The 13,136-nt window shown below is 47.5% G+C and carries 13 protein-coding genes; 6 read left to right on the top strand and 7 right to left on the bottom strand.

Annotated elements, in window-relative coordinates; all coding sequences use genetic code 11:
- Positions 1–202: 202 nt before the first annotated feature.
- Genes MKX46_RS09620 through efeO form a run of 3 tightly spaced genes read right to left on the bottom strand, consistent with a single transcriptional unit; the run spans position 203 to position 4,304 of the window.
- Entirely contained in the window at positions 203–2,032 is a 1,830-nt protein-coding gene (locus MKX46_RS09620; RefSeq protein ID WP_069011019.1) for an FTR1 family iron permease, read from the bottom strand.
- A 24-nt stretch (positions 2,033–2,056) separates the two neighbouring features.
- Complete coding sequence (gene efeB, locus MKX46_RS09615; RefSeq protein ID WP_069011020.1) at positions 2,057–3,421, bottom strand: iron uptake transporter deferrochelatase/peroxidase subunit; 1,365 nt, start codon at positions 3,419–3,421, stop codon at positions 2,057–2,059.
- Between the two features lie 4 nt (positions 3,422–3,425).
- Positions 3,426–4,304 (bottom strand): iron uptake system protein EfeO, encoded by an 879-nt coding sequence (gene efeO, locus MKX46_RS09610; RefSeq protein WP_069011021.1) that lies wholly within the window; start codon positions 4,302–4,304, stop codon positions 3,426–3,428.
- Positions 4,305–4,608: 304 nt separating this feature from the next.
- On the opposite strand from efeO, the gene MKX46_RS09605 reads away from it, so the two are divergent.
- The 5 genes from MKX46_RS09605 to MKX46_RS09585 all read left to right on the top strand — a co-directional run bounded on the left by MKX46_RS09605 (position 4,609) and on the right by MKX46_RS09585 (position 7,182).
- Entirely contained in the window at positions 4,609–4,836 is a 228-nt protein-coding gene (locus tag MKX46_RS09605; RefSeq protein WP_007431813.1) for a helix-turn-helix domain-containing protein, read from the top strand.
- 429 nt (positions 4,837–5,265) lie between these two features.
- Positions 5,266–5,748, top strand: a complete 483-nt coding sequence (locus tag MKX46_RS09600; protein WP_069011022.1) for a hypothetical protein — start codon at positions 5,266–5,268, stop codon at positions 5,746–5,748.
- Between the two features lie 141 nt (positions 5,749–5,889).
- Positions 5,890–6,381 (top strand): hypothetical protein, encoded by a 492-nt coding sequence (locus MKX46_RS09595; RefSeq protein WP_013311697.1) that lies wholly within the window; start codon positions 5,890–5,892, stop codon positions 6,379–6,381.
- Positions 6,382–6,467: 86 nt separating this feature from the next.
- Positions 6,468–6,731, top strand: coding sequence for a hypothetical protein (locus MKX46_RS09590; RefSeq protein ID WP_341071206.1), 264 nt, complete (start codon positions 6,468–6,470; stop codon positions 6,729–6,731).
- Between the two features lie 64 nt (positions 6,732–6,795).
- The gene (locus tag MKX46_RS09585) at positions 6,796–7,182 is read left to right on the top strand and encodes a hypothetical protein (RefSeq protein ID WP_176715708.1); all 387 of its coding nucleotides are present in this window, start codon (positions 6,796–6,798) and stop codon (positions 7,180–7,182) included.
- A 73-nt stretch (positions 7,183–7,255) separates the two neighbouring features.
- Here the strand turns inward: MKX46_RS09585 and MKX46_RS09580 are convergent, their stop codons facing one another.
- From MKX46_RS09580 to MKX46_RS09570, 3 genes are all read right to left on the bottom strand, one after another.
- Positions 7,256–8,611, bottom strand: a complete 1,356-nt coding sequence (locus MKX46_RS09580; protein ID WP_322160240.1) for a dipeptidase — start codon at positions 8,609–8,611, stop codon at positions 7,256–7,258.
- A gap of 190 nt (positions 8,612–8,801) precedes the next feature.
- Positions 8,802–8,978, bottom strand: coding sequence for a YjfB family protein (locus MKX46_RS09575; protein ID WP_341071205.1), 177 nt, complete (start codon positions 8,976–8,978; stop codon positions 8,802–8,804).
- Positions 8,979–9,034: 56 nt separating this feature from the next.
- Complete coding sequence (locus MKX46_RS09570) at positions 9,035–11,005, bottom strand: methyl-accepting chemotaxis protein (protein ID WP_341071204.1); 1,971 nt, start codon at positions 11,003–11,005, stop codon at positions 9,035–9,037.
- Positions 11,006–11,169: 164 nt separating this feature from the next.
- Between MKX46_RS09570 and MKX46_RS09565 the strand changes: the two genes are divergently transcribed.
- Positions 11,170–11,586: a hypothetical protein gene (locus MKX46_RS09565; protein ID WP_069011025.1), complete on the top strand. Its 417-nt coding sequence runs from the start codon at positions 11,170–11,172 to the stop codon at positions 11,584–11,586.
- Positions 11,587–11,805: 219 nt separating this feature from the next.
- Here the strand turns inward: MKX46_RS09565 and MKX46_RS09560 are convergent, their stop codons facing one another.
- Positions 11,806–12,933: an SGNH/GDSL hydrolase family protein gene (locus MKX46_RS09560; protein ID WP_341071203.1), complete on the bottom strand. Its 1,128-nt coding sequence runs from the start codon at positions 12,931–12,933 to the stop codon at positions 11,806–11,808.
- Positions 12,934–13,136: the final 203 nt, after the last annotated feature.

The raw sequence follows: 13,136 nt of genomic DNA, 5'->3' as shown, positions 1-13,136 counted from the left end.
CATAAATCCCAAGAGCGTTTTTAAATCAGCAATATATAGATCGAAACGCTTTAGTTCGTCTATATATTGTACTTACGAGCGTTGGGAATCGAATGATGCAAAATGCTGAAGTATATAAAAAAAACGCCAAACTCATGGGAACCGATACAAATCGGACCTGTGATTTGGCGTTTTTTTACATGATGAGTAGGGTAGTATCGACTTAATGTTGCTTGGAGCTGCGCATTTCCTGACGCACAAGCTGCCATACCATAAAGATCAGTACAGCGATTTGTGGGACAAATGTTTCCCAAGTTGGATACATTCCCAGCCAGCTAATGGACGGAAGCGAGGAGGCAGTGTGCCCCGAAAGCTTGCCAGCCACCTGAAGCGAATGAATACTTTCGCCCAGAAATCGGAATACGAGATAGTAAATCAGTGCAGTGGCAGTCAGGAAAAAGGCGCGAATCGGCAACCGTACACTAAATTTAATGATCGCAAACGCCAGAATGACCAGAATAAACATCGCCGAGCTAATGCCGATCAGCAATTGCGAGGTTTCGATGGCTGGAGCCATACCGACATAAAAGATAGCTGTCTCGGCTCCTTCACGCAGAATTGCGAGCGCAGAAACCGCAAATAGCGACCACAGGCTTCCCCGTGCCAATGCGTTGCCCACGCTGTTTTCCACAAAGCGGTTCCATGCGGCAGCATTGGATTTGCTATGTAGCCAGCTACCAACGGTCAGCATCAGCACGACTGCTACCAGTCCGGTGACACCTTCCAGCAGCTCACGCATGCTGCCCGATGCGGCTGCTGCCACCAGTGTGGTGAACAGCACTGCCAGAATTCCGCTCAGCACCAGCCCCGTTCCAGCTCCTGCCCATATCCACCGTCCAGCCACGGCTTCGCCACTTTTTTTGGCATACGCCAGCAGAGCTGCGAGCACGAGGATGGCCTCCAGACCCTCACGCAGCAAAATCAGTGCGGCATCCCACGCAGTGTAAGAACGTTCTTCCGTCAACGGACGGAGCCTGTCCAGCATCTGATCAAGAGTCTGTATGGCTTTGTCTGTATTCGGTGGAGAAGACAGCAGATATCCGGAAGCCTCGGTCATTTCATTTTCAATCGCAGTGTAAGACGTCGGATCGGCAATTTGTACATGTCCTTCGACAGAAGGCCACAGAGCGATAAACTGCACTACCTTGTCAGCCGCTTGCTCTGATTGATTAGCTACAGCATCTTGGCGTGCGGATTTGAGCAAGGTGACTGCATCGCCCAAGGAAGCTGTCGAACCATTCGTCGTTCCGGTAGCCGTATTGCCTGTATTCGTTCCTTGACCTGTGTTCACAGATTTGCCCTGACTATAATCAGACAACAGAGTCGTTAATTCCTGCATTTCCCTGAGAGCCTGTTCTTGGCGAATGGGCTCAGCTTGCATGGAGATGCGAATGAGACTGATTTTAGTTTCGAGCGAACTGTATACCGGAAAATTGTCCAAACGAATCGGTGTTTCTACCTGATACCAGGCTTTGACGATTCGGTCGTAATCCACCCGGGCGGCAGCCCAATCGCCTTTTTGCATGGCGGCCAGACTGCCCTTCGCCATGGGAAGCAGTTTTTCCGCTGCTTTGGTTCCAGCCGGGGCTGGTTTGTCCCCTTCGGCAGCAGTGACGTACTCATTGACCGAGCGCGCTAGCACGGATAAGGCAGCTTTCGCTGATTCCCCGCCGCCACTGGCGAGTGTCTGCTCCGCATCGGTGAGTGCTTGATCTACAGTCGCGATGTGAGCTGAATCTCCACCATTTGTCTTGGCGGCCTCCCACAGCGTGCGGAATTCTTTCAGATCCTTGGAGGCTTCCGTCCATTGGGCTTGTCCCGCTTCCACCAGCGCTCCGCCCACTACAGGCATCAGCTGATCATTGGTGACAGCTTTGGCATCTGTTTGTGCAAAAGCGACCGACCCGAAGCTGGATAGGAACGGAGCTACGGTCAGCAGCAGAGCAGCCACCAACCCCAACACCCATCCCAAGCTTTTATTACGCCGATTCATATAAATCCCCTTCCTTGCCTGCTGCTAAAATAACGTATCCCCGATGTAGCCGCCTTGCGATACACCTGGGAAGCAGGCGAACACCGCACTGCCTTTGTGTACAATGTATTCGTTCAGCTTGTCATTGCGTGCAAGCTTCTCCTGAATATGAACGAACTGCTTGAATAGATCACGCTGATAGCTGATGAACAGCAGCCCGGCATCCAGCTGTCCAGTTTGCTTGTCCAATCCGCTTGAATACGAATAAGACCTCCGCAAAATGTTAATGCTCCCGTCCCCATGAGCCAAAGCCACATGAGAGGTAGGAGGCGTAACTGGCTTGCCTTCCGGATTTTTGGCCGCCAGATCAAGCTTGTCGAACTCCTTGACCTTACCGAGTGGGGCCCCGCTGCTGCGATGACGTCCAAAAGTATCCTCCTGGTCGCCCAATGTTGAGCGATCCCACACCTCTACCCGCATGCGTACGCGGCGTACAGCCATATAGCTGCCGTCGCCCATCCATGCTGGTCCGTCACTGGTCTGTGTCCACACCAGCCGATTCATCTCGTCTGCCTTGGAGGTGTCCGGGTTCCCCGTACCGTCCTTGAAGCCCAGCAAATTGCGTGGTGTGCTTCCCGCAGGATCAGCTTGTGCAGTCCGCTGAAAGCCTTCCTGCGTCCAGCGAAGCACCGCCGTTCCTCTGGCGATACGCGCCAAATTACGCAGGGCATGGAAAGCGACCTGCAAGTCATTGGCACATACCTGCACTCCGATATCGCCACCGCACCATTGCTCCTCTAGGGCATCCCCTTGAAAACGGGGCAGATCACGGAACCCGGCAGGTTTAAGCCCTGCCAGGCCATATCGTCCATCAAAAAAGGATGGGCCCACACCAAAGGTGATCGTCGTGCGGGACGGCGACAATCCTGCCGCCTCGCCCGTATCGGACGGAGGGAGGTTGAGGTTTTCATTATCGTTGCCAAGGAGCACGCCAGAAGTCATTGTAGCGCTTGCTTCCGTCCAGGCTTTGAAGAGGCTACGCACCTGTTCCTTGTCGCTGGTTGTTAGATCGAAAGCGGCGAAGCAGATGAAATCCTGTGCCGGAGTCACAATACCTGCCTGATGCTTCCCGTAAAAAGGGATTACATCTTTGGTATCCGCATCCGTCATCATGCTTTCGAGACGTTGACCGGCTGACAGCACGGCTCCCACGCCCCCGCCGCCAAGCAGGAGACCTAGTCCACCTACCCCGGCCAGCTTCAATAGGTCTCGGCGTGATACGGATTTGCTTTTTCCTGACGGATCATCTTTCACTAGCTTCGCATCCTTTTTTACCAGATCGCCCTGTTCATTATGGGATTCCGCATACTGCGGCTTTTCTTGCCCTTTTTGCCGCTTAAAGCCTTTCATATCATTACACTCCTAACAATTTCCCCATTTGGGACAACGGTTCTGCCAAGGCATCGAGGTTTTGGCTCAGCTTTTTAACTTCTTCCGGTTTCAGTTTTGTATACGATACATAGCCTTCTCCGTCCTTGAAAGGAGCCAACTCCTGCTGTAAGGCCGTAAAGCGCTCACCGATTTGTTTTTCCAACGCGGCATCTTTTTGGTTCAGATCTGTTTTCAAAATGTCATATATCTTTTGTGCGCCCTCTACATTGGCTGCAAAGTCGTACAAATCCGTATGGGAATATCGTTCCTCTTCACCCGTCACCTTCGAGGTAGAGACTTCATTCAACAACTCGACTGCACCCGTTACCATCAGGCTGGCGTCAATATTAACTGTTTCTACTTTGGCGCGCAGCAGCTTGGCATCACTCAGTAGTCGGTCGGAGAACTCGTCCATTCCTTTGGTTGTGTTTTCTTCCCATAATGTTTTTTCAATCCGGTGAAAGCCGCGCCAATCCGCTGCATCCACATCACCGTCACGTGCATCAATATTTGGGTCAAGATCACCCAGCGCTTCTGCAATTGGTTCAATCCGTTCATAGTACATGCGTGCAGGAGCATACAGCGCCTTGGCTTTATCCAGCTCGCCAGCTTTGACCGCGTTCGTGAATTCTTCTGTCTTCTTCACAAACGTATCGCATTGCTCGATGGCATAGGTGCGGTAAGCTGCTACCGCTTGATCAAAATTGGGAGCAGAAGCGGCAGGAGTCGTTGTCTGTGTTGTGGCTCCTGCATCTTTGGTCGTTGCAGCAGGCTGTTGAGTAGTAGTTCCGGTTTGTCCGCAACCTGCGAACAGAATAGAAGAGACCAGCACTCCGGCCGGTACGGCATAACGTAGTTTCATAATCAATGAACACCCTTTCTGGCCAAACTGGCCTTGAACCATAGTCTGTTGCGATATCTATATCAAATTATCATTTTGATAATGATTATCAGTCGCGGTTTTTCTTATCATAAGGCTGGCCCATATGCCTGTCAATACATAAATTAGACGCAGAGTCCAACCCTCCATCGAAGGGAGTTAGTAGGGTGCCTATGCCCATTTTTATCCGCATATTGAACCATACCTAAGCGCATGACATAAAATGTGTTGACTGTATCCCTTAACCTTGTTACACCACACAAAACCCGAGCAAGGAGGGGTGAAATTGACGAAGGGTAACGACCATAAAAACAAGTTTTTGTTAACTCACCGTGAACGTGAAGTATTTGAACTGCTCGTGCAGGACAAAACAACACGTGACATCGCCGGACAGCTATTTATTAGCGAAAAAACGGTCCGAAACCATATTTCCAATGTAATGCAGAAACTGAACGTAAAAGGTCGTTCACAGGCGGTCGTGGAATTAATCAGGCTTGGCGAATTAAAAATCTGACCTCTCGTTCCTTGCGGGGTACAAAGTCTTCTCGATGATCCTTCGACAATGAAGGGTGGTCGGGAAGGCTTTTGTTTTGTGGTATATAAAAAAGTAAAACGATTAAACCGCTGAAATATGTGGGAAATTGCGTGTAAATGATGTACTATATATAGAAGGAAGAAACTACCATTGGAGATCATGGTAAACTAGCAGAAGTGATCAAATCAGAAGAATTACCACAAAGTTATACAAGGCTAGAAATGCATTCGGTGATAGTCTAAGAATATAAATCCCTACAAAAACAGTATTCAGCATGACGACAGGATGGAAGATGGATTGAAGAAGAATCACAAGGCAGAAAAAGCTCGTTGCTTCAGGTAGCAGGAAGTAGCTTTTGCCTAGAGCTACCTGTGGTATATTCTTGATCGGAGGTGAATGTTAAGACATATGACACCCAACCAACACTTGATGACTTATACGCTGAACAGCGGTATAAAGGGAACTGTCGACCTAACCAGTAAGCAGGTGCAGGAATGGATCAAAGCATATCGAATTGGCAGCAAGTTTGTAACGGTTGTGGGAAAACAGTATTTTGGTTTAAACCCTGAGTTGGTAGCAGATTTCAAGGTACATAATGAATACTCGGAGCAGAGAGAACACATATTCATAATACAGCCTGTAATGGAACACAAAGCTGTAGAGCTGGACCCACTGGTAGAGGCGTACAGCCAGTATAAAACATTAATTCAGGTAGAATGTAAATGTGGTGCTTCCTATATAGAGGAGTCACCGCATAAAAGAACCAAGTGGTCATGCAAGGAGTGTAATAACATTGTGTTCCTGGATCGTAAAAAGGGCATGGTGGATACGGATAAAGGCAAGGCGTGGTACATGACCAACAAATACTATGTGGAAAGACAAAGCAACTGACAGATTGTCAGTTGCTTTCTAACCATATACTCACAATTGTTGTGTGCCTACCCAAATGATATAAGTCTTTTGGCAAATAATAAAATTGATGTTTTTTGCGCTTTGTAGTACATTATCAAGTGTATTATAAGGAGGCTTCTCATGTACGGACATAGACAAGATGATACTTTATACATCATGACTTACACATTAAATAGTGGTATCAAGGGCACAGTGCCTTTGTCTAATCAACAGATACAGGAATGGCTTGAGTGTTACAGAATCGGTAAGAAATTTGTAACCGAGATTGGCAAAGAGTACTTTGGACTGCATGCGGAACTGGTGGCTGATTTTAAAGTGCATAATCAGTATTCAAGCTATCAGGAGGTTATTATCCCCATTCAACAACCGGATACTGGCCTAAAAGAGTTGTCCCAGGCTTACAAATCAACAGAAACTTTAATTAAAGTAGATTGCAAATGTGGTACATCGTATGTTACAGAATCTCCCTTTAAGCGGACCAAGTGGTACTGCACCAAATGCCGGGAGATTGTTTTTCTCGACAACAAAAAGGGAATGGTGGATACTTCCAGAGGCAAGGCCCATTATATGACCAATAAGTATTTTGTGGAACGGGAAACAACTGGCGTATAAGCCGGTTGTTTTTTTGTTCGCAAGGTTTGTGTACGTCCTGACTTTTCAAAGCCATTGCGCTATAGTGAAAAAGGGGGCTTATGGAAATGTGGAGTATTTTGCTGAATCACGTTTTGTTGATAGGATTCCTGGCTGTTTTGATTCAACGGATCTATAAGCATCGCTTTCATCAGCAAAATGGTAGCAATTTTCTGCTATGCTTGTGGGGGATCTTGCTTAATCGGTACAATAGCTTGTTTGAACTGACCACGTTATATACGGTGTATACCGTTTTTTTTGCTGTAGGTGCATTGTGGTTTGGAGGTTGCTGGCTTGTGCAGCTATGGGAAAAGGGGAAAGATAAAGCTTGATATAAATGATAGTCAGGTGGTGAACGTCATCCGGGAAGATCATACGAATGGTGCAAGAAACCGCATGAGCACGAACAATGTGTACATACACGAAACGCTTCATTTGGAACAAATCATAAGTGACCTGCGGGTGATGGGCTATGTGGCTTTTCATCATCATCCGCAAATCACAGGTGACCTTGAAGAGCTGGAGGCGTTAAAAAAGCAACTATTGTCGTTTTTCCAACAGCATCATGTATTGTGGATTGAGCTTGACCCGCTAACACAATATGTGGTGGTGAATAACATGGGGAAGGCCACGGTGCTGAAACTCATGGGTCGGAAAATGAACCCGCTACGGGATCTGAGAGCAAACGCTGCTTTGGCTGGACAGCCGCTGCATGAGTTCGATCGGGAGATAGAACGGCTCAATCGGCTGGCTCATCTGTTGCGCTATACCCGTTTTTCTTAAGCGACAGAACTAACGAAAAAAAAGCATTCACGAAGCAAGGATGGTTCCATGCTGTGAATGCTTTTTAGTTTACTTACACCGATTTCAAAAACTCCACAATCGTCAGCAGACCCTTGTCAAAATTGTCCAAGTTGAAATGCTCGTTGGGCGCGTGCAGGTTCTCATCTGGCAAGCCGAAACCCATCAGCACGACTGGGGCAGTCAGCACACGGGAGAAAGTCTCCACGATTGGGATGGAGCCTCCATCCTTGGTAAAGAGGGCACGCACACCGTATACCTTCTCAAAAGCATCGGCCGCCGCTTGCAGAAACGCGTGTGACGGGTCGATGTTAAAGGCGTTCGCTTTTTCGCCCTGTTGAATATCCAGGGTAGCTCCTGCCTGAACATGGGCGCGCAAATGGCGCTCGATTTTGTCCAGAATGTCTTGCGGGTTCTGGTTAGCCACCAAGCGGCACGTAATTTTAGCGTGAGCTTCTTTCGGAATGACCGTTTTCGTACCTTCCCCTTGGAAGCCGCCGTATACGCCGTTCAGTTCCAGTGTCGGACGAGCCCCCACACGCTCAACGAAGCTGAATCCTTCTTCACCATAGAGGGAATCAAGTGCAAGATCTTGTTGCAGCTTGCTCTCATTGAAGCCTTGCTTCACGAATTCTTCTCTCATCTCTGCCGATAATGGAGCAACATCGTCGTAGAATCCTTCGACGCTTACGCCGCCTTTGTCGTCATGCAGGGTTGCCAGCAAGGACACCAGAGCATGCAGGGCATTCGGCACGCCGCCACCGAAAGAACCGGAATGTAGATCTGTGTTCGCCGTGTGAATGGCAACTTCCAGTGAACATAGACCACGCAAACCTGTGCAAATGGCAGGCTTTCCTTTTTCGATCAAGGAAGTGTCGGACACCAGTACAGCATCGGCAGCCAGACGTTCAGCTCCAGTTTGCAAAAACTCAAGCAAGTTCGGACTGGACACTTCTTCCTCGCCTTCAATGCAAAATTTAATGTTTAACGGCAATTTGCCTTCCTGCTTCAAAATGGCCTCAACTGCCTTAATGTGCAAGAAAACCTGTCCTTTATCATCTGTCGCTCCGCGCGCATACAATTTTCCATCACGGATGGATGGCTCAAACGGTGGCGTTTCCCACAGGTGAAGCGGGTCTACGGGTTGTACATCATAGTGTCCATACACGAGAATCGTTGGTTTACCAGGTGCGTGCAAATGATCGGCATATACCAGCGGGTGCCCTTTGGTTGGAATGATTTCCACGTTTTCCAGACCGGCAGCAGTCAGTTTGGCAGCCAGCCAATCAGCTGCTTGGTTAATGTCCTTTTTGTGCTCCGATAATGCTGAGATACTCGGAATGGACAACCACTCCTGTAACTCGCCTAGTTGTTGCTCTCTGGCTTTTTCAAAATATTCAGAATAACTCATAAACTATGTATCCTCCTTTTTCAATGTAAATCGTGTGAATGTTGCGCTATCCTCCGAACCGAGGTTGTGGACGATATGTCTAGTTTACTACGTTTTGTGCTGAACGAAAAATAGGGAGATAAAAAAACGATTCTACCCGGGTCTGTCCAGACCTGAGCAGAATCGCCCCTAACCAAGCATATGGATGTACTTATGCGCGAATGTCCAGTTGACCCCCGAGATGAGGCTGTACGCTTTTTTCCATCATCTGCACTAAAGCCTGTCCTTGTTCACTGGCCTGATCCTTAGCCATACTTAATACCTTCACACTTGCGGCTTGAGCCAAGCTGGTCTGACTCATACCTGTTGATAATGCTGCGATATCCATGTTCCAACCCTCCTTCATTGTGAAGACTCTTTCTCTGTATTTATCGGTTGGAACGGTTATTTTGTTTCATCTAATTGGAATTGTGTCAGTAAATCTTGAAGCTGCTCTGCCAGACGGGTCAAGTCTGCGGCAGACGAACCGATCTCTTCCATGGAGGCGAGCTGTTCCTCTGCGGCTGCGGACACGGTCTCCGTATGGGAGGCCGCTTCTTCAGCAATGCGTGTAATTTCCTCCATGCTACTAACGACTGTACTCGTTCCATCTGCGACGCCAGCGGTAGAAGCCGCGACGTTATCGAGCTGCTTCGCTGATTTGGCTACCGCTCTACGGATGCGAGAGAAGGAGCGACCGGACATGTCTATGGAATTGATACCTTCGCTTACACGTTCCTTGGCGGATTCCATGGCAATCAGGGCTTCAGATACACCGCTCTGTATCCCTTGAATCTGTTCACGAATTTGTTGTGCGGAATAAGCTGAGTTTTCAGCCAGCTTGCGAACCTCTGTGGCCACGACAGCAAAACCTTTGCCATGCTCCCCTGCACGTGCCGCTTCAATAGAAGCGTTCAATGCGAGCAGATTAGTCTGGCTGGCGATTTCCGTAATGACAGTGACAATTGTTCCGATTCGTCCAGATCGGTCATTCAAAGCACTGATAATGGCATCCAATTCTTCCACGGTAGTGCGAATGCCATCAATGGAAACGACGCTGTTGCCGATATGCTCGCTGCCTGCGTCCGACGCCTGAATGGCTTGTGCGGAGTAAGTGGTCATTTCAGCCATGGTTTCAGTCATAGCGGTAATGTCTGTTGCCATGCCGCTAATCCGTGTCTGATTAGCTTTAGCACTGCCCACTTGGCGTTCGCTGCCAGCAGCCACATCTTGAATGGCTATGGTCACATGCTCGATAGCCCGGGTCGTTTGTTCTGCACCTGCTGCAAGCTCTTGCGAGGATGCCGACAAATTGCCTGTCATCGCTTGAATTTCTCTAATCATGTTACGCAGGTTATCTACCATTTGTTGGAAATATCTCGATAATTCACCAATTTCATCTGTACTGGTCGTAGCCACGTTAATCGAAAGATTACCTTGGCTGATGGCATCCATAGAATTACGTAATCTTTGGATAGGCTTAAGTATACTGCTGATTAACCACATTGCGAGTACACCAATGATGATGGCTGCAATCACCAACACGATGATCGTTGTGATAAGAATCGGTTGGGCGGAGGCACTGGTTTCTGCTTTGTCCATCGTTCCGGCAATTTTCCAGCCCGTCAGCGCATTAGTTTTGAAAATCAGGTGTTTATCTACGCCATTAAGATCGTAACTAAAGCTGCCTTCTTTGGAGGCAAACAATTCGGGTATCGTATCCCCCATTTTGGTACTTCCACTGACTTCTGTCGGGTGGGTAACGATACGTTTGGTACCATCTAATATCATAATATAGCCATTTTGTCCGATTTTTAAATTTGTGATTTCTTTTAAATTATTCAGGTTCAGCGAAAGACCGAGAACGCCACTGTTGTCGGGAAGTGTACGTGAAATATATACGACGGGGACCTTAGCCGTATTGAGTCCAACAGGGCTGATTACGGTTTGTCCGGGTTTCTCCATGGCCTGTTTGTACCACGGACGTTCACGAGGGTCGTTTGTGGAGCCTACAGCTTTGCCAATAATGAGTTTTCCTTCGGGAGTTCCTACAAACATATCAACAGCTTCGGCATGCATTTTCAAATAAACTTGTAATCTTTTTAGAATGGCATCATCTGCTTCAGCACTGTTATCACTAGCCGTCATCGTTGTAGAGTAATATTCGAGATCCGCGATTTTGGCTTGAATCGTTTGAGTAACTGCACGATCGGATGCAGTAACGCTAGTTGTCGCACTATCAAGTAATTGGCGGTCCGTCTGGTTATATGCTGCTTGATAAGAAAAAGAACTTACAATAATACTAGGAACAAGCATGACCAGAAGGAATGCTGCGGTCAATTTCTTGCGTAGTGTTAATGTTTTCAGTCGTTTCATCTAACCCCTGCTTTCTATCTATATATTCATTTCTAAAGCTTATATCATATGTATTTACTATCGGTTATTTTGAGCTGAATTGATAGATTTATTACTAATTTGTCCAATACGCCAAAGAATTTCTTGCATAACATGGAGTATCTTGCAATTTGGAGGGATAAGGTATGGGTTTTTTTCTGGATATGAGAAGCTCCACCAATTCATCAAAGACAGGTGAAGGTCCCGATATTCAACTGGGTCCTATACCGGAGCGATTCGGTTTGATTACTCTGCGAACCTTTCTTGTGCCAGGTCCGATTGTGACTTTTAGTGGTTCCATTGGTCTAATCGGTGAGCTTGGCGATACGTATGCAGTTGAAATCGTGCGTGGAGCCGACTATGATCCGAGCGAGGTAGTCTACCGCGCCGAGGGGGTACTGGGCGTGACCGGATCTAATGAAACGCAAGCTTTTAATGCACAGGATCTATCCGCTCCATTGGCAATACAAACAGTATATTCTTCTTATATTTCTGGTGTTTCGACCACTGTTCGTAATGGTCCAGAGGTATTCACGGGCATCGCTTCGACTCCGTTTCTGTAAATATATCAGGTGAATATTTCTTTAGTAAATACTCGCTGCCTGTTCGTGGTTCTCCTAGGATAGGCCGCTGCGCAGAAGCTCAACTAGCCACGAGCATAGACAGACAGCTGCTACAGACTCGTGGCTATAATTCTCAACAACACTGAGAGCACAAATGACCTAGTTGTTGTAATTTCCTTTATGAGCGTGTTCTACAAAGTTGATCGTGCTTCTCGGATTCTATTTCTTAAGAATCTCTCGCAAATACACTGTCAACTCATCTGCCGCTTTGGTATGGGCGGGGAGCCCGGGATGGCTGCGAGACCCTATCGTTTCTTCCGTCGTGTTAGGCAGTTGGAATACAGACACATTCCCATCCCTCGTTCTTTTCTTGTATGCATCTACTGATCGGTAGATTGAGGGCATCATAGGAGTATCCAGCATCCCATAGGCCCATACAATATGAGCCGCAGGATTGCAATTCCGAAGCTTGACAAGAAAACATTCGATAGCGCTTTCAAAAGCTTGTAAATCTTCTTCATTGAATGTGCCGTCCTCGTTCAAGCGTTGCTTGTACACTTTACCGCTTGCTGGGTCCGTCCATGCAGGAGAATAAAAGGCTCCCCCGTCATTAGTCCCCAAATTCACTACGACCACGTCCGGCTGCCATGAGGTAAAATCATGATCTGAAAATGCCCCTAATGCTTCATTTCTCTCACCGGTCAGCACACCACATATCTGTTCATAATATGCCGGTATGTGCGTATCGGGATTATTATCCCAGCCCGTTAGGACACCCCAGCCGCTTTGTGAAAACACTCGGTAGTCCGCATTTAGTGCTTCGGCTGTTATGGCTGTATAATTGCGTAGTGCTGTGAACAGCATGGGAACCCAGTCTGTCTCGTCCTTCGCTCCAATCGTTCCTTCTCCCGAGGTAATGCTGTCACCGATAAATTCCACCTTGAGGGGCTTATCAGTGACCGGTAGCAATTCTCCGTCAACCTTCAGGGCATGAATTTGCAACAAGCAGTGCGGGTCCGAACTCATAGGCTGGACATCCTTGACCACACGGACATTTTTGACTGTATCAGGGTTTAACCCTCTCAAAAGACAGATCCAATGCCGTCCTGCAGTCACCATCAGGCGACTCATCGGGACACCATTGATGACAATACTGATCCAGGGTTCATACACCTGGTAATCGGCCTCAATTTCAATCCACAGCTCTGAGCCTTTGATATTCAATTCAATGCCACTGCCTGTCCAAAATAGAGTAAGCGGTGTACGTGTTTGCGTAGTTCGACCATGAACCTTTATATGCTTTGCTTTTGTAAGTGTGTATGTCTTCAATCTCTTGTTATGTGACAATTAAACACCCTCCTCATGGTTTTTAATGAATGCTAGTTTCTGTAATATTGTAAAAGAAGTGACAGGAAATCTCAAATTCTATTTCTAAACAAGCAAGGGCTCAAAGCTTTATATGGATTATCCTTTTTGATCACGCTTTAGAACCACATATGATATCAAAAAGGCACCAGCAAAATTGAAATTTGCTAGTGCCTTTTCGATAT

The sequence above is a fragment of the Paenibacillus sp. FSL P4-0113 genome, from assembly GCF_038009305.1.
Lineage (GTDB): Bacteria > Bacillota > Bacilli > Paenibacillales > Paenibacillaceae > Paenibacillus > Paenibacillus polymyxa_D.
Note: the sequence above shows the minus strand (reverse complement) of the source record. Positions and strands in the feature narration are given on the sequence as shown.